Source organism: Enterobacter cloacae complex sp. BZL2005 (genome assembly GCF_049238885.1).
GTDB classification, from domain to species: domain Bacteria; phylum Pseudomonadota; class Gammaproteobacteria; order Enterobacterales; family Enterobacteriaceae; genus Enterobacter; species Enterobacter roggenkampii.
In genome coordinates, this window is sequence record NZ_JBMKGI010000006.1 from 200,640 (window position 1) to 218,142 (window position 17,503).

The 17,503-nt window shown below is 57.5% G+C and carries 15 protein-coding genes and 1 other annotated feature; of the genes, 11 read left to right on the forward strand and 4 right to left on the reverse strand.

Translation table 11 applies throughout. The features are described 5' to 3' along the window. Positions 1–3: 3 nt before the first annotated feature. Complete coding sequence (gene acrA, locus ACOTXI_RS13500; protein WP_021241633.1) at positions 4–1,197, reverse strand: multidrug efflux RND transporter periplasmic adaptor subunit AcrA; 1,194 nt, start codon at positions 1,195–1,197, stop codon at positions 4–6. 140 nt (positions 1,198–1,337) lie between these two features. Here acrA and acrR point away from each other — a divergent pair, with 140 nt between their 5' ends. After that, positions 1,338–1,991, forward strand: coding sequence for a multidrug efflux transporter transcriptional repressor AcrR (gene acrR, locus ACOTXI_RS13505; RefSeq protein WP_058655060.1), 654 nt, complete (start codon positions 1,338–1,340; stop codon positions 1,989–1,991). 113 nt (positions 1,992–2,104) lie between these two features. After that, positions 2,105–5,452 carry a mechanosensitive channel MscK gene (gene mscK / locus ACOTXI_RS13510; RefSeq protein ID WP_058655059.1) on the forward strand — a complete coding sequence of 1,116 codons (3,348 nt, stop codon included), beginning with the start codon at positions 2,105–2,107 and terminating at the stop codon, positions 5,450–5,452. On the opposite strand, the gene rsmS is transcribed toward mscK, so the two are convergent. Together rsmS and priC are read right to left on the reverse strand one after the other, a co-directional pair. Next, positions 5,449–5,631 (reverse strand): pleiotropic regulatory protein RsmS, encoded by a 183-nt coding sequence (gene rsmS, locus ACOTXI_RS13515; protein WP_058655058.1) that lies wholly within the window; start codon positions 5,629–5,631, stop codon positions 5,449–5,451. The genes mscK and rsmS overlap by 4 nt on opposite strands. Positions 5,632–5,645: 14 nt before the next feature. Further along, entirely contained in the window at positions 5,646–6,173 is a 528-nt protein-coding gene (priC, locus tag ACOTXI_RS13520) for a primosomal replication protein N'' (protein WP_058655057.1), read from the reverse strand. A 50-nt stretch (positions 6,174–6,223) separates the two neighbouring features. Between priC and ACOTXI_RS13525 the strand changes: the two genes are divergently transcribed. From ACOTXI_RS13525 to ACOTXI_RS13565, 9 genes are all read left to right on the forward strand, one after another. Further along, complete coding sequence (locus ACOTXI_RS13525) at positions 6,224–6,601, forward strand: DUF454 family protein (protein WP_008499296.1); 378 nt, start codon at positions 6,224–6,226, stop codon at positions 6,599–6,601. 151 nt (positions 6,602–6,752) lie between these two features. Beyond that, positions 6,753–7,304: an adenine phosphoribosyltransferase gene (gene apt / locus ACOTXI_RS13530; protein WP_000127359.1), complete on the forward strand. Its 552-nt coding sequence runs from the start codon at positions 6,753–6,755 to the stop codon at positions 7,302–7,304. Between the two features lie 88 nt (positions 7,305–7,392). Continuing rightward, on the forward strand, positions 7,393–9,321 hold the full coding sequence (gene dnaX / locus ACOTXI_RS13535) for a DNA polymerase III subunit gamma/tau (RefSeq protein WP_058655056.1): 1,929 nt from the start codon (positions 7,393–7,395) through the stop codon (positions 9,319–9,321). Then, positions 8,651–8,715, forward strand: a sequence feature (DnaX frameshifting element). It overlaps the preceding gene by 65 nt. 54 nt (positions 9,322–9,375) lie before the next feature. Next, positions 9,376–9,708: a YbaB/EbfC family nucleoid-associated protein gene (locus tag ACOTXI_RS13540; RefSeq protein ID WP_003858972.1), complete on the forward strand. Its 333-nt coding sequence runs from the start codon at positions 9,376–9,378 to the stop codon at positions 9,706–9,708. Next, complete coding sequence (gene recR / locus ACOTXI_RS13545; RefSeq protein ID WP_008499298.1) at positions 9,708–10,313, forward strand: recombination mediator RecR; 606 nt, start codon at positions 9,708–9,710, stop codon at positions 10,311–10,313. The genes ACOTXI_RS13540 and recR overlap by 1 nt, the downstream gene beginning before the upstream one ends. Before the next feature lie 110 nt (positions 10,314–10,423). Next, on the forward strand, positions 10,424–12,298 hold the full coding sequence (htpG, locus tag ACOTXI_RS13550; protein ID WP_058655055.1) for a molecular chaperone HtpG: 1,875 nt from the start codon (positions 10,424–10,426) through the stop codon (positions 12,296–12,298). Positions 12,299–12,493: 195 nt separating this feature from the next. Further along, positions 12,494–13,138: an adenylate kinase gene (gene adk / locus ACOTXI_RS13555; RefSeq protein ID WP_006809841.1), complete on the forward strand. Its 645-nt coding sequence runs from the start codon at positions 12,494–12,496 to the stop codon at positions 13,136–13,138. Between the two features lie 124 nt (positions 13,139–13,262). Beyond that, positions 13,263–14,225, forward strand: a complete 963-nt coding sequence (gene hemH, locus ACOTXI_RS13560) for a ferrochelatase (protein ID WP_023343508.1) — start codon at positions 13,263–13,265, stop codon at positions 14,223–14,225. A 62-nt stretch (positions 14,226–14,287) separates the two neighbouring features. After that, positions 14,288–15,592, forward strand: coding sequence for an inosine/guanosine kinase (locus tag ACOTXI_RS13565; protein WP_021241626.1), 1,305 nt, complete (start codon positions 14,288–14,290; stop codon positions 15,590–15,592). Between the two features lie 93 nt (positions 15,593–15,685). On the opposite strand, the gene ybaL is transcribed toward ACOTXI_RS13565, so the two are convergent. Beyond that, positions 15,686–17,362 carry a YbaL family putative K(+) efflux transporter gene (ybaL, locus tag ACOTXI_RS13570; protein ID WP_058655054.1) on the reverse strand — a complete coding sequence of 559 codons (1,677 nt, stop codon included), beginning with the start codon at positions 17,360–17,362 and terminating at the stop codon, positions 15,686–15,688. Positions 17,363–17,503 lie beyond the last annotated feature (141 nt).

The following is a 17,503-nucleotide window of genomic DNA, read 5'->3' on the forward strand; positions in this document are numbered from 1 at the left end:
AAGTTAAGACTTGGTTTGTTCTGACTGGCCAGCGGCCGAAGCTTGTTGTTTATCGTCAGATTTCACTTCCTGTGCTTTAACCTGCGCGCCAGGACGAACTTTTTGCAAACCAGTAACAATCACGCGATCGCCATCTTTCAGACCTTCCGTCACCAGCCATTTATCGCCAATCGCCTGGGTGGCGGTTATATTGCGCATTTCGACTTTGTTATCAGCCCCAACAACCAGTGCGCTCGCATCGCCGCGTGGCGTACGGGTCACACCCTGCTGTGGAACCAGAAGGGCGGTTGGATTCGTTCCTTCTTCCAGACGTGCGCGAACGAACATACCTGGCAGCAGATTTTTGTCAGGGTTCGGGAAAATCGCACGTAAGGTGATGGAACCGGTGGTCTGGTCGACCGTCACGTCAGAGAATTCCAGCGTCCCTTCCTGCGGGAACTTGATACCGTCGTTGGTAATCAGCTCCACTTTGGCTTTGCCGTTTTCCTGTTTCAGGGTGCCGTTAGCCAGCTCCTGTTTCAGGCGCAGGAAATCATTGCTGGACTGCGTGACGTCAACATAGATCGGATCGAGCTGCTGCACGGTCGCCAGCGCAGTGGTCTGACCGTTCTGCACCAGAGCCCCTTCCGTGACGGAAGATTTACCAATACGACCGCTGATAGGGGAGGTCACTTTGGTATAGGCCAGGTTAATGCGCGCGGTTTCGACGGCCGCTTTGGCTGCCACCACGGCGGCGTTAGCCTGCTGGGCATCCGCCAGGGCGGTATCGTAATCCTGCTGACTGATGTACTTGGTACCGAGCAGTTTTTGATAGCGGTTCAGCGTCAGCTGGGCAATTTTAGCCGCGGCCTGTGCTTTAGCCAGATCGCCTTTCGCGCTTTCATAAGACGCCTGATAGGTTGCGGGATCAATCTGATACAGAGACTCACCGGCCTGCACATCACCGCCTTCGGTGAAGTTGCGTTTCAGGATAATGCCGCTAACCTGAGGACGCACTTCCGCAATGCGGTAAGCATTTGTACGGCCGGGTAATTCGGTGGTGATTTGTAGAGGTTCAGATTTGAGCGTCACAACGCCTACTTCTGGCGCCTGCTGAGCTCCTTGTTGAGCCGGTTTGTCGTCACATCCTGTTAGCGCTAAGCTGCCTGAAAGCATCAGAACGACCGCCAGAGGCGTTAACCCTCTGTTTTTGTTCATATGTAAACCTCGAGTGTCCGATTTCAAATTGATCAAGGGTCCTGAGTCTAAAACCCATTGCTGCGTTTATATTATCGTCATGCTATGGTACATACATTCACAAATGTATGTAAATCTGACTCCTGTAAATTCACTCACCTATGGCACGAAAAACTAAACAACAAGCGCTGGAAACCCGACAACATATTCTGGATGTGGCGATACGTTTGTTCTCGCAGCAAGGTGTTTCAGCAACCTCGCTGGCGCAAATTGCTCAGGCCGCCGGTGTGACGCGAGGAGCGATTTACTGGCATTTTAAAAACAAGTCAGATCTGTTCAGTGAAATCTGGGAGCTTTCAGAGTCCAGCATTAGCGATCTCGAGAGTGAGTATCGGGCAAAATTCCCAGACGATCCACTCTCAGTATTGAGAGAAATATTAGTATATATCCTTGAAGCAACGGTAGTTGAAGAACGTCGCAGATTAATGATGGAGATTATTTTTCATAAATGCGAGTTCGTGGGCGAGATGGCGGTCGTGCAGCAGGCGCAACGAAGCCTCAGTCTGGAAAGCTATGACCGTATTGAGCACAACCTGAACCTCTGTATGGAGGCAAAACTGCTACCGACCAATCTGTTGACCCGTCGGGCGGCGATTCTGATGCGCAGCTACATTTCTGGTCTGATGGAAAACTGGCTTTTTGCACCGCAATCGTTTGATCTTAAAGCGGAAGCTCGCAGCTACGTGGCGATTTTACTGGAAATGCTACAGCTTAGCCCGACGCTGCGCAGCGACGCGCCTTCGCTAACGGCCTGACCCCTTTCCAGGATTTATCTCAGAGGCTTACGTTCGCGCTATTCTGCATCTGACGAGCGTGATATTCTTCACGCCGGACTATTTTCGGTCATCTTCTGACATCATTCACAACTATGCTGCCCATCAATCGCTCGCAACATCCTGTTTTTGCATTGCTCTTTGCGATGCTGTTTTTCTTCGCCACGGCGCCGCTGACCTGGGCCCGCGCCGATAACAGCAACGATATTCCCACGCGTGCTGACGTTCAGTCGCAGCTCGACACGCTGAACAAACAAAAAGAACTCTCTCCTCAGGAAAAACTGACGCAGCAGGATCTGACGGAAACGCTGGAAACGCTGGATAAAATTGAACGCGTTAAGGCTGAAACCGCCCAGCTTCGTCAGAAGGTGGCACAGGCCCCTGAAAACATGCGCAAAGCGACGGAGTCGCTGAATGCCCTGAGTGACGTTGATAACGACAACGAAACGCGCAAAACGCTCGCCACGCTCTCCTTACGCCAGCTGGAATCGCGCGTTGCCCAGTTGCTCGACGATCTGCAAACCGCGCAGTCCGATCTCGCGACCTACAACAGCCAGCTTGTCTCCCTGCAAACCCAGCCCGAGCGCGTGCAAAATGCGATGTATACCGCATCTCAGCAGCTGCAGCAGATCCGCAACCGCCTGAACGGCACGACGGTGGGCGAAGGCACGCTGCGCCCGACGCAGCAAACCCTGCTGCTGGTTCAGCAGTCGTTGCTCAATGCGCAGATCGAACAGCAGCGTAAAAGCCTGGAAGGGAATACGGTGCTGCAGGACACTCTGCAGAAACAGCGTGATTACGTCACCGCGAACATTAATCGTCTGGAGCATCAGCTTCAGCTATTGCAGGAGGCGGTTAACAGCAAACGCCTGACCTTGACGGAAAAAACCGCCCAGGAGGCCGTATCCCCTGACGAAACCGCCCGTATTCAGGCCAACCCGCTGGTAAAACAGGAGCTTGAGGCTAACCATCTGCTCAGTCAGCGCCTGATACTGGCGACGGAAAACGGCAACTCGCTGGTTCAGCAAAATATCAAGGTGAAAAACTGGCTGGATCGCGCCCTGCAGGCGGAACGCAACATCAAAGAGCAGATCGCGGTCCTGAAGGGCAGCCTCCTGCTGTCGCGTATTCTCTACCAGCAGCAGCAGACGCTTCCGTCCGCCGACGAGCTGGAGGACATGACCAACCGCATTGCGGATTTACGTCTGGAACAGTTTGACGTCAACCAGCAGCGCGATGCCCTTTTTCAGAGCGATACCTTTGTCGCCAAAATTGAAGAGGGGCATTCCAGAGACGTGAACCCGGAAGTGCACGACGCGCTGCTCCAGGTCGTGGATATGCGTCGCGAGCTGTTGGACCAGCTCAATAAACAGCTGGGTAACCAGCTGATGATGGCCATTAACCTGCAAATCAACCAGCAGCAGCTGGTGAGCGTCTCGAAAAGTCTGCAGGAGATCCTGACCCAGCAGATTTTCTGGGTAAACAGCAACAAGCCGATGGACTGGGACTGGGTTAAATCCTTCCCTGAGACGCTGAAAACGCAGATTAAGAGCATGAAGATCACCGTAAACTGGGAGAAAGCCTGGCCTGCGGTAATGATTGCTTTCCTGGCCGGTTTGCCGCTGCTGCTGATTGCCGGTCTTATCCGCTGGCGTCTGGGCTGGCTGAAAAAATACCAGGCGAAGCTGGCCTCCGAAGTAGGGCAACTGCGCAACGATAGCCAGCTCCATACGCCAAAAGCGATTCTGATTGACCTTATTCGCGCCCTGCCGGTGTGCCTGATTATTCTGGCCGTGGGTCTGATTCTGCTCACTATGCAGCTCAACGTCAGCGATCTGCTGTGGGCGTTCAGTAAAAAACTGGCGCTGTTCTGGCTGGTGTTTGGCCTGTGCTGGAAGGTACTGGAAAAAGACGGCGTGGCGGTGCGTCATTTCAACATGCCAGCGCAGCTGACCAGCCACTGGCGTCGTCAGATCGTGCGCATCAGCCTGGCGCTGCTGCCGCTGCACTTCTGGTCGGTTGTCTCTGAGCTTTCCCCGCTGCATCTGATGGATGACGTGCTGGGCCAGTTGGTCATCCTGCTGAACCTGCTGCTGATTGCGATCCTGATGTGGCCGATGTGTCGCGACAGCTGGCGTGATAAAGAGTCCCACAATATTCGTCTGGCCACCGTGACGGTGTTGGCGATCATTCCGCTGGCGCTGATGGTGCTGACGGCGACGGGCTACTTCTATACCACGCTGCGCCTGTCCGGGCGCTGGATTGAAACGGTCTATCTGGTGATCGTCTGGAACCTGCTCTATCAGACCGTACTGCGCGGCCTGAGCGTGGCGGCGCGCCGCATTGCCTATCGCCGCGCCATCGCGCGTCGTCAGCATCAGGTGAAAGAGGGGGCCGAAGGCGCTGAGCCGCAGGAAGAGCCGACCATCGCGCTGGAGCAGGTTAACCAGCAGACGCTGCGCATCACCATGCTGGTGATGATCGCCCTGTTTGCGGTGATGTTCTGGGCGATCTGGTCCGATCTTATTACCGTTTTCGCCTATCTCGACAGTATTACCCTCTGGCAATACAACGGAACCGAAGCCGGCGCGGCGGTCATGAAAAGCGTGACCATGGGCAGCCTGCTGTTTGCGCTGGTGTCGTCGGTGGTGGCCTGGGCGCTGATCCGCAACCTGCCAGGCCTGCTCGAGGTGCTGCTCCTGTCACGTTTGAATCTTCGCCAGGGGGCGTCCTACGCCATTACCACGATCCTCAACTACGTCATCATCATTGTCGGAGCGATGACGGTCTTTGGCTCGCTTGGCGTCTCGTGGGATAAACTGCAGTGGCTGGCGGCGGCCCTCTCGGTCGGTCTTGGTTTTGGCCTGCAGGAGATCTTCGGTAACTTTGTCTCCGGCCTGATCATCCTGTTCGAACGTCCGGTACGTATCGGCGATACCGTCACCATCGGCACGTTCTCGGGAACGGTCAGCAAGATCCGCATTCGTGCCACCACCATCACCGACTTCGATCGCAAAGAGGTGATCATCCCGAACAAAGCGTTCGTGACCGAGCGTCTGATCAACTGGTCGCTTTCCGATACGGTGACGCGCGTGGTGATCCGCCTGGGCGTGGCCTATGGATCGGATCTGGATAAGGTGAAAGAGGTGCTGCTGAAGGCGGCGTCTGAGCATCCGAAAGTGATGCACGATCCGGCCCCGGCGGTCTTCTTCACCACCTTTGGGCCGAGTACGCTGGATCACGAGCTGCGTTTATACGTGCGTGAACTGCGTGACCGCAGCTACACGGTGGATGAGCTTAACCGCTCTATCGATCGTCTGTGCCGTGAAAACGATATTAATATCGCCTTTAACCAGCTTGAGGTTCACCTGCGTAACGAGAAAGGTGATGAGCATACGGAAGTGAAGCGCGACATTAAGGGCGACGACCCAACTCCGGCTTAATCTATTTTCCCTCTCCCCTCTGGGGAGAGGGCAGGGTGAGGGGGAAGTTTCCCCTCAAAATCCTGCCGCACAATCTCCAGCGCCTTAAGCACCGTCTCGGCGGGGATCTCATGATTCTCCAGCAGCATAATCAAATCGACGGCCAGCTTGACCTCATCGGGTGCATTTTCCAGTGACATGGGTGTGGCTCCTGTTAACGGGTCAAACGTTCTATGACGCGTTCAATGTCATCCAGCGCCTGACGGCAGCGGACGATGCGTCCTTCCAGCGCGCTAATCTCGCGCATCAATAGCTGCTGCTCTTCCAGCATTTCGCTGTTGTTCAGACGCACCTCGCGTTCACGCTTCATCTCAAACAGCCGGCGCTCAAACTCCTGGTTCTCGAGCCGCTTGCGCTGCCATTTGCCGAGCCCCGGCGAGGCGCTGTCCCAGGCGCGCAGCGGCCAGGCGGCGATTTCGCGATGCAGTGCGGTGATCTGCTCGGTGAGATGCTCTGCAAGCCACGCCACCTGTTCCTGTTGTTCATTCTCAACCGCATGGCGAAGCTCGTCGAGGTTCGTCTGCGCTTCAGCCAGGTAATCCTGAATGACGGTGCTGCGGGTACGAAAAAGCTGCCGGTCAAAGCGCGGCTTCAGCGTGGCGTGCCCCATCAGCGGCGTGGCCTGCGCCCGCAGAGCGATCAGCTGATTTTGCAGCCTCTCAAGAAGCAGTGCTGTTTTCAAGGCGCTCTCCAGTGGTAAAGTAGCCGTTCAGTTTGATAACGATTCGCATTATGCAGCGTACTATTTTAATCATCATTGGCTGGCTTGCGGTAGTGCTGGGCACGCTGGGTGTAGTATTACCCCTGCTGCCGACCACGCCGTTTATCCTGCTGGCGGCCTGGTGCTTCGCCCGCTCGTCGCCGCGTTTTCACCACTGGCTGCTCTACCGCTCATGGTTTGGCGGCTACCTGCGGCACTGGCAAAAACACCGTGCCATGCCGCCCGGCGCCAAGCCGCGCGCGATCGCGGTGATCCTCATCACCTTCGCCATTTCATTATGGCTGGTGAAAATGATGTGGGTGCGGATCCTGCTGCTGATCATTCTCTCCTGCCTGCTTATCTTTATGTGGCGGATCCCCGTGGTTGATGAAAAGCAACAAAAGCACTGAAGCCTCATCATGGCTGTTGCAATTATCACGCGCAGCCAGTAAATTCGACCGTTTTCGAGCACAGGTGCGCCTGGTCAAAGGTTAAACAATTGTTGCCTTGGCCGACTCGTTGCGCGCTGTGAGTAACACTGTTTCATTTAGGCACAAACCGATGACCGCAACTGCACAGCAGCTTGAATATCTGAAAAACAGCATCAAAAGCATCCAGGATTACCCAAAGCCTGGCATTCTTTTCCGTGATGTCACCAGCTTGCTGGAAGACCCGAAAGCGTACGCACTCAGCATTGAACTGCTGGTCGAGCGTTACAAAAACGCCGGGATCACCAAAGTAGTAGGTACCGAAGCCCGTGGCTTCCTGTTTGGCGCACCGGTTGCGCTGGCAATGGGCGTGGGTTTTGTGCCGGTGCGTAAGCCGCGCAAACTGCCGCGTGAAACCATCGCAGAAAGCTACGAGCTGGAGTACGGCACCGATCAGCTGGAGATCCACGTTGACGCGATCAAGCCTGGCGACAAAGTGCTGGTGGTTGACGATCTGCTGGCAACCGGCGGCACCATTGAAGCGACCGTGAAGCTGATCCGCCGTCTGGGTGGGGAAGTGACCGACGCGGCCTTCATCATCAACCTGTTCGATCTCGGCGGTGAACAGCGCCTGGAAAAACAGGGCATTACCAGCTACAGCCTGGTGCCTTTCCCGGGTCACTAATCCCGGTTTTCACAACCTCGCTCAATGGGTGAGGTTGTGATAGCATTCCCCTCCATAAATTCACCTTCCAGCGTTGCAGAGCCTGCCCATGAGTTATCAGGTGTTAGCCCGTAAATGGCGACCACAAACCTTTGCTGACGTTGTCGGTCAGGAACATGTGCTGACGGCCCTGGCGAACGGCTTGTCGCTAGGTCGCATCCATCACGCCTATCTTTTTTCCGGCACCCGCGGCGTCGGTAAGACCTCTATTGCCCGTTTGCTGGCAAAAGGTCTCAACTGCGAAACCGGGATCACCGCCACGCCGTGCGGCGTGTGTGATAACTGCCGGGAGATCGAGCAGGGGCGTTTTGTCGATCTGATCGAGATCGACGCCGCTTCGCGCACCAAAGTGGAAGATACCCGCGACCTGCTGGACAACGTCCAGTACGCCCCGGCGCGCGGCCGCTTCAAGGTCTACCTGATCGATGAAGTGCACATGCTCTCGCGCCACAGCTTCAACGCCCTGCTGAAGACGCTGGAAGAGCCGCCCGCGCACGTGAAGTTCCTGCTGGCGACCACCGATTCGCAAAAGCTGCCGGTCACGATTTTATCGCGCTGTCTGCAGTTCCACCTGAAGGCGCTGGACGTCGAGCAGATCCGCGCGCAGCTTGAGCACATTCTCGATGAAGAGAAGATTGTCCACGAACCGCGCGCCCTGCAGCTGCTGGCCCGCGCCGCGGACGGCAGCCTGCGTGATGCGTTAAGCCTCACCGACCAGGCGATTGCCAGCGGTGACGGCAAGCTCTCGACTGACGCGGTCAGCACCATGCTCGGCACGCTGGATGACGATCAGGCGCTGTCGCTTATCGAAGCGATGATTGCCGCTAACGGCGAACGCGTGATGTCGCTGGTGAACGCGGCCGCTGCCCGCGGTATTGAGTGGGAAGGGCTGCTGGTTGAGATGCTCAGCCTGCTGCACCGGGTGGCAATGCTGCAGCTTTCTCCCTCCGCCATTGGTGCGGATATGGCCGCCATTGAACAGCGGATGCGTGAGCTTGCCCGCACCGTGCCGCCTGCCGACGTGCAGCTTTATTACCAGACGCTGCTGATTGGTCGCAAAGAGCTACCGTTTGCGCCGGATCCGCGGATGGGCGTTGAAATGACGCTGCTGCGTGCGCTGGCGTTCCACCCGCGCATGCCGCTGCCGGAGCCGGACGTGCCCCGACAGTCTTTCGCCCCGGTTGCGCCGACGGCGGTGATGTCACCGCAGCAGGTGCCGCCGCAGCCGACGCCGCCACCGCAGCAGAACGTACCGCTGTCGGATGCCACCAGTTCGGTGCTTGCCGCGCGCAGCCAGCTTCAGCGTGCGCAGGGAGTAACCAAACCAAAAAAGAGTGAACCGGCAGCGCCAGGAAGAGCGCGGCCGGTGAACAACGCCGCGCTTGAACGACTGGCCTCGGTAACGGAGCGCGTACAGTCGCGTCCGGCACCGTCCGCGCTCGAGCAAAAAGCCCCGGTGAAAGAAGAGGCTTACCGCTGGAAGGCAACCACTATCACCGAAACGGTGAAGGAAGAGGTTGCAACGCCGAAAGCGCTGAAAAAGGCGCTGGAGCATGAAAAAACGCCGGAGCTGGCTGCGAAGCTTGCCGAAGAGTCGATTGCGCGCGACGCCTGGGCCGCAGAGGTCAGCAAACTCCAGCTGCCGAAGCTGGTGGAGCAGGTCGCGCTGAACGCCTGGAAAGAGCAGGACGGCAATCAGGTGCGTCTGCACCTGCGTCCGGGCCAGCGGCACCTGAATTCCCCTGGCGCGCAAAAGGCGCTGGCCGAGGCGCTCGCCACATTACAGGGGGCGCCGGTTGAATTGACTATCATTGAAGATGATAATCCGGCAGTGAAAACACCGCTGGAGTGGCGCCAGGCCATTTATGAAGAGAAGCTCGCGCAGGCGCGCGAGGCGATAATTGCGGATAACAACATTCAGACCCTGCGCCGGTTCTTCGACGCCGATCTGGATGAAGAGAGTATTCGCCCCATTTGATCGTGAGTCTGACTTACGGTTGTAATCCTTAAACGTGAAAGAAGAGAGAAGCCTATGTTTGGTGGAAAAGGCGGTCTGGGTGGCCTGATGAAGCAGGCTCAGCAGATGCAGGAAAAAATGCAGAAGATGCAGGAAGAGATCGCTCAGCTGGAAGTCACGGGTGAGTCCGGTGCCGGTCTGGTCAAGGTGACCATCAACGGTGCGCACAACTGCCGTCGCGTGGAAATCGACCCGAGCTTGCTCGAAGACGACAAAGAGATGCTGGAAGATCTGGTTGCAGCCGCCTTTAACGATGCCGCTCGCCGTATCGACGAAACCCAGAAAGAGAAAATGGCCTCCGTTTCCAGCGGCATGCAGCTGCCGCCTGGCTTCAAGATGCCGTTCTGATGCAAACCAGTCCGCTGCTCACGCAGTTAATGGAAGCACTGCGCTGCCTGCCGGGCGTTGGCCCGAAGTCGGCGCAGCGCATGGCGTTTACGCTATTGCAGCGCGACCGCAGCGGCGGGATGCGCCTGGCGCAGGCTCTGACCCGCGCCATGTCAGAAATTGGTCACTGTGCGGATTGCCGCACCTTTACCGAGCAGGACGTGTGTAACATCTGTACGAACCCGCGTCGTCAGGAAAACGGTCAGATTTGCGTGGTGGAGAGTCCGGCGGACATCTACGCCATCGAACAAACCGGGCAGTTTTCCGGGCGCTACTTCGTGCTGATGGGGCATCTGTCCCCGCTGGACGGCATCGGCCCGGACGATATCGGTCTTGACCGCCTTGAACAGCGTCTCGAGTCCGAAACCATCAAAGAGGTGATCCTCGCCACCAACCCCACGGTGGAAGGGGAGGCAACCGCCAACTACATCGCCGAACTGTGCTCGCAGTATGGCGTTGACGCCAGCCGCATCGCCCACGGCGTGCCGGTCGGCGGCGAGCTGGAGATGGTCGACGGCACCACGCTGTCGCACTCTCTGGCCGGACGTCACAAGATTATTTTCTGACCAAACGGAGGCTGCGCGCGCCGCCTCCGCTTGAAAATTTCCCCCCGTATCCCCATCTCTCCCTCAACGTTTTAAAACCCCATTAAATGGCATTGTTGAGGTCGACATAGATGAAAGGACAAGAAACCCGTGGTTTCCAGTCAGAAGTAAAACAGCTTCTGCACCTGATGATCCATTCCCTGTATTCCAACAAAGAAATTTTCCTGCGTGAGCTGATTTCCAACGCCTCGGATGCGGCGGACAAGCTGCGCTTCCGCGCGCTGTCTAACCCGGATCTGTACGAAGGCGACGGCGAGCTGCGCGTGCGCGTCTCGTTTAATAAAGAGAACCGCACCCTGACCATCGCCGATAACGGCATCGGGATGAACCGCGACGAGGTGATCGACCACCTCGGGACCATCGCGAAATCCGGCACCAAGGCGTTCCTGGAGTCCATGGGCTCTGACCAGGCGAAAGACAGCCAGCTGATCGGCCAGTTCGGCGTCGGTTTCTACTCGGCGTTCATCGTGGCGGACAAAGTCACCGTGCGCACCCGTGCGGCGGGCGACAGCGCCGAGAACGGCGTGCTGTGGGAATCCAAAGGGGAAGGCGAATACACCGTTGATGACATCACCAAAGCGGACCGCGGCACCGAAATCATCCTGCACCTGCGTGAAGGGGAAGATGATTTCCTGAACGACTGGCGCGTGCGCTCCATCATCAGCAAGTACTCCGATCACATCGCGCTGCCGGTAGAGATTGAAAAACAGGAAGAGAAAGACGGTGAAACCGTGGTTTCCTGGGAGAAAATCAACAAGGCGCAGGCGCTGTGGACGCGCAACAAGTCTGAGATTAAAGACGACGAGTACAACGAATTCTACAAGCACATCGCCCACGACTTTACCGACCCGCTGACCTGGAGCCACAACCGTGTGGAAGGTAAGCAGGAGTACACCAGCCTGCTGTACATCCCGGCACAGGCGCCGTGGGACATGTGGAACCGCGATCACAAGCATGGCCTGAAGCTGTACGTGCAGCGCGTGTTCATCATGGACGACGCCGAGCAGTTCATGCCGAACTACCTGCGCTTTGTGCGCGGCCTGATCGATTCCAACGATCTGCCGCTGAACGTCTCCCGCGAAATTCTGCAGGACAGCACCGTCACCCGTAACCTGCGCAACGCCCTGACCAAACGTGCGCTGCAGATGCTGGAAAAACTGGCGAAAGACGATGCGGAAAAATACCAGACCTTCTGGAAACAGTTCGGTCTGGTGCTGAAAGAAGGCCCGGCTGAAGACATGGCGAACGTTGAAACCATCGCCAAACTGCTGCGCTTTGCTTCTACGCACACCGACTCCTCCGCGCAGACCGTGTCGCTGGAAGAGTACATCTCCCGCATGAAAGAAGGGCAGGAGAAGATCTACTACATCACCGCCGACAGCTACGCCGCGGCGAAGAGCAGCCCGCACCTGGAGCTGCTGCGTAAGAAAGGCATCGAAGTGCTGCTGCTTTCCGACCGCATCGACGAGTGGATGATGAACTACCTGACCGAGTTCGACGGTAAGGCGTTCCAGTCCGTTGCCAAAGCCGATGAGTCCATCGACAAGCTGGCAGATGAAGTGGATGAAAATGCGAAAGAAGCCGAGAAGGCGCTGGAGCCGTTCATTGAGCGCGTGAAAACCCTGCTGGGCGACCGCGTGAAAGAGGTGCGCTTCACGCATCGTCTGACCGACACTCCGGCCATTGTCACCACCGATGCCGACGAAATGAGCACCCAGATGGCGAAGCTGTTCGCCGCGGCGGGCCAGGCGGTACCGGAAGTGAAATATATCTTTGAGCTTAATCCGGATCACCCGCTGGTGAAACGCGCGGCGGATACCCAGGACGACGCCCGCTTTGCCGAGTGGGTTGAACTCCTGCTGGATCAGTCCCTGCTGGCCGAACGCGGCACGCTGGAAGATCCTAACCTCTTCATTAAACGTGTGAATGCGCTGCTGCTGGCGTAACTGACCACGCCTCTCCTGGTCTTCTCCCTCTCCCCGAGGGAGAGGGCCAGGGTGAGGGCACCAGACCGCACTATCCCAAATTATCTCCCCCCATTAACCGTTTCAGCCTTCCTGCCTTCCTTGAGCGATGCCCGTTCTGGTGGTATTGTTTAGCGCTTTTGAAAAATTGAAACGACTTTTGAGGGGATTTTCGCAATGCGTATTATTCTGCTTGGCGCTCCGGGCGCGGGTAAAGGAACTCAGGCTCAGTTCATCATGGAGAAATACGGTATTCCGCAAATCTCCACCGGTGATATGCTGCGCGCCGCTGTTAAATCTGGCTCCGAGCTGGGTAAACAGGCGAAAGACATCATGGACGCAGGCAAGCTGGTGACCGACGAGCTGGTGATTGCTCTGGTCAAAGAGCGCATTGCTCAGGAAGACTGCCGTAACGGTTTCCTGCTGGACGGTTTCCCACGCACCATTCCTCAGGCTGACGCCATGAAGGAAGCGGGCATCAACGTGGACTACGTTCTGGAGTTCGACGTACCGGACGAGCTGATCGTTGACCGCATCGTTGGCCGTCGCGTACACGCTGCCTCTGGCCGCGTTTACCACATCAAATTCAACCCGCCTAAGGTTGAAGGCAAAGACGACGTGACCGGCGAAGAGCTGACCACCCGTAAAGACGATCAGGAAGAGACCGTGCGTAAGCGCCTGGTGGAATACCATCAGATGACTGCGCCGCTGATCGGCTACTACACCAAAGAAGCGCAGGCGGGTAACACCAAATACGCCAAAGTTGACGGCACCAAAGCCGTGGCTGACGTGCGTGCTGAGCTGGAAAAAATCCTCGGCTAATCGCATCTCTCTCACCCGGGCCACCGGGTGAGAAAAATTCTCATCTTACCTATTACAGCAATGGGTTTCGTTTAAACGCATTTCCGCTACAATTGATAACCATTCAAATGGTTAAGAGGCGTGAATGAGTCAGGCGAAAACCGGCATCCTGCTTGCCAATCTGGGCACTCCAGAAGCACCTACATCAGACGCGGTAAAACGCTACCTGCGACAATTTTTAAGCGACACGCGCGTCGTGGATTTTCCGCGACTGCTGTGGTGGCCGCTGCTGCGTGGCGTCATTCTGCCGATCCGTTCTCCGCGCGTCGCCAAACTCTATCAGTCCGTGTGGATGGAAGAGGGCTCGCCGCTGATGGTCTACAGCCGTCGTCAGGAGAAGGCGCTGGCCGCCCGCCTGCCGGAGATGCCCGTCGCGCTCGGCATGAGCTACGGCAAACCGTCACTGGAAAGCGCGGTGGACTCGCTGCTGGCGCAGGGCGTGGACCATATCGTGGTGCTGGCGCTCTACCCGCAGTACTCCTGCTCGACGGTGGCCGCCGTCTGGGACGAGCTGGCGCGCATTCTGGCGACCCGCCGCCGCATTCCGGGCGTGACCTTTATTCGCGACTACGCGGATAACGAGCTGTACATCAAGGCGCTCGCCAACAGCGCGCGCGCGTCGTTTGAAAAACACGGCGAGCCGGATCTGCTGCTGCTCTCCTATCACGGCATCCCGCAGCGTTTCGCCAATGAAGGGGATGATTACCCGCAGCGCTGCCGCGATACCACCCGCGAGCTGGTTTCCGCCCTCGGCCTGCCGCCGGAGAAGGTGATGATGACCTTCCAGTCGCGCTTCGGCCGCGAGCCGTGGCTGACGCCATACACCGATGAAACCCTCAAAATGCTGGGTGAGAAGGGCGTGAAGCACATTCAGGTGATGTCGCCGGGCTTCTCGGCAGACTGTCTGGAGACGCTGGAGGAGATCGCGGTGCAAAACCGGGAATTTTTCCTGGAGGCTGGCGGCGAAAAGTACGAGTACATTCCGGCGCTTAACGACTCCCCTGAGCATATCGACATGATGGTCTCGCTGGTAACGAACGGTCGCTGATCGCACTCCGGGCCGGGTTTGTGCTACCATTCCCGGCCCATATTCTTCGTACAGTTCAGACCATGAAATTTCCCGGTAAACGCAAATCCAAACACTACTTCCCCGTGGATGCCCGCGATCCGCTCCTGCAGCAAATCCAGCCAGAAAATGAAACCAGCGCGGCGTGGGTCGTCGGTATCGACCAGACGCTGGTGGACATTGAAGCGAAAGTGGATGATGCGTTTGTCGCCCGTTACGGTCTGAGCGCCGGTCACTCGCTGGTGATTGAAGATGACGTTGCCGAAGCGCTGTACCAGGAGCTGGTGCGCGAAAACCTGATTACCCATCAGTTCGCCGGCGGCACCATCGGCAACACCATGCACAACTACTCCGTGCTGGCGGACGATCGCTCTGTCCTGCTCGGCGTGATGTGCAGCAACATTGAAATCGGTGGCTACGCCTATCGCTACCTGTGCAACACCTCCAGCCGTACCGATCTGAACTATCTCCAGGGCGTCGACGGCCCGATTGGCCGCTGCTTTACGCTGATCGGTGAATCCGGCGAGCGGACCTTTGCCATCAGCCCGGGCCACATGAACAAGCTGCGCGCGGACAGCATTCCCGAAGAGGTGATCGCGGGCGCCTCGGCGCTGGTGCTGACCTCCTACCTGGTGCGCTGCAAGCCGGGCGAGCCGATGCCGGAAGCGACCATGAAGGCGATTGAGTATGCGAAGAAGTACGACGTGCCGGTCGTTCTGACGCTGGGCACCAAATTCGTGATTGCCGATAACCCGGAATGGTGGCAGGCGTTCCTGAAAGAGCACGTCTCGATTCTGGCGATGAACGAAGAGGAGGCCGAAGCGCTGACCGGTGAAAGCGATCCGCTGCTGGCGTCTGACAAAGCGCTGGACTGGGTGGATCTGGTACTCTGCACCGCGGGTCCGGTTGGGCTGTACATGGCTGGCTTCACCGAAGAAGAGAGCAAGCGCAAAACCCAGCACCCGCTGCTGCCCGGCGCGATTGCCGAGTTCAACCAGTACGAGTTCAGCCGCGGCATGCGTTTTAAAGACTGTGTTAATCCGCTGCGTATCTACTCGCACATCGCCCCTTACATGGGCGGGCCGGAGAAGATCATGAACACCAACGGCGCGGGCGACGGCGCGCTGGCCGCGCTGCTGCACGACATCACCGCTAACGCCTACCACAAAACCAACGTGCCAAATTCCAGCAAGCACAAGTTCAGCTGGCTGACCTATTCGTCGCTGGCGCAGGTATGCAAGTACGCCAACCGCGTAAGCTATCAGGTGCTGAACCAGCACTCACCGCGCTTAACGCGTGGCCTGCCGGAACGGGAAGACAGCCTCGAAGAGGCGTACTGGGACAGGTAAAAGCAAAACGGCAACCTGTGGTTGCCGTTTTTAGTGTTTGTTCCCTCTCCCTGTGGGAGAGGGCCAGGGTGAGGGCATCAGGCCGCTCAAAACTTACCCCGTCACCGCCTCTTCAACCGGCGGTTTTTCCAGCAGCGTCAGCATCGTATTCGCAATCTCGCGCTCGCCCATCACCACCTTATCCGCACCGCGCTCGGTAATGTAATCTACCTCGTCGTCGTAGTGCGCCCGGGCGATAATCTCAATGTTTGGACACTTCGCGCGCGCGGAGGCGACAATCTCACCCGCCTCATAGCCGTTGGGAATGGTCAGCAGCAGCCAGCGGGCGCAGTCCAGATGCGCCAGCTCCATGATCTCTTCGTTCGCCGCATTGCCCAGCACCGCACGAATACCGCGCTCGCGCAGCTCGTCAACGCGGGTGCGTGACGTTTCAATTACCACCAGCGGAATGCCCTGCGCCATCAGCTTCTCGCCAAGCAGGCTGCCGACGCGGCCAAAGCCGACCAGCAGGGCGTGATTGCAAATATCGACCGGGATCTGCTTCTCTTCTTCGATGGCCTCTTCCAGCGTCTGCTCTTCCAGCGTTTCGGTTTTATCGAGGTATTTTTCCAGCAGGGCAAACAGGACCGGGTTCAGCATAATTGACAGGATCGCCCCCGCCAGCACCAAGTTTTGTCCGGCCTGCGGCAGCAGATTCAGGGCCATACCCAGACCTGCCAGAATAAAGGCGAACTCGCCAATTTGCGCCAGGCTGGAGGCAATGGTCAGCGCCGTCCGCGGAGAGTGGCCGAACATTCGCACCAGGAAGAAGGCGGCGAGCGACTTACCAAAGATGATGATCGCCAGCGTGCCCAGCACGGCCAGCGGCTGCTGAATCAGAATAAGCGGGTCAAACAGCATCCCGACGGAGACGAAGAACAGCACGGCAAAGGCGTCGCGCAGCGGCAGGGTGTCGTGTGCGGCGCGGTGGCTGAGCTCGGATTCGTTCAGCACCATCCCGGCGAAGAACGCGCCCAGCGCGAAGGAGACATCAAACAGCTCAACGGCGCCAAAGGCGATACCGAGCGCCAGCGCCAGCACGGAGAGGGTAAACAGCTCGCGGGATCCGGTCGCCGCACTTCGGGACATGATCCACGGCACCAGACGGCGACCCACCAGCATCATGATGGCGATAAACGCCACCACCTTCCCGATGGTGATGCTCATATCCAGCGCCAGCGAGGCGAAGCCGATATTGTCTTTTTCCATCATGCCGGCGACGGCGGGCAGCAGCACCAGCGTCAGGACCATCACCAGATCTTCCACAATCAGCCAGCCTATCGCGATCTGCCCGCGCTGGCTGTCTATCAGCTGTCTCTCCTCAAGCGCGCGCAGCAGCACCACGGTACTGGCGGTTGAAAGACACAGCCCAAATACGATACCGGTCATCAGCGACCAGCCCAGCACGGCCGAAAGCGCCATCCCAAGCAGCGTCGCCACCCCTATCTGGGCGATCGCTCCCGGTATGGCAATCGACTTTACCGCCATCAAATCCTTCAGGGAGAAGTGCAGGCCGACGCCGAACATCAGCAGAATCACGCCCAATTCCGCCAGCTCAGGGGCCAGTTTGGTATCCGCAACAAAACCTGGCGTAAACGGTCCCGCCAGCACACCTGCCAGCAGATAGCCGACAAGAGGAGAAATACGCAGCTTATTGGCAATCATGCCGAGAATAAAAGCGAGCACAAGTCCACCAACAATGGTGGTGATAAGCGGTGTGGCGTGGTGCATTCCGTCTCCTTTCGTGGTGAGTGTTCCATTTTTGGCGTGAATACCAAAAAACCAGGTAATAGTTTATGACAATTTTTACCCTTATGTTTATGAATAATTGTTGAAGTTTGAATAAAACAGCAATATGCATGTAAAAAAGCG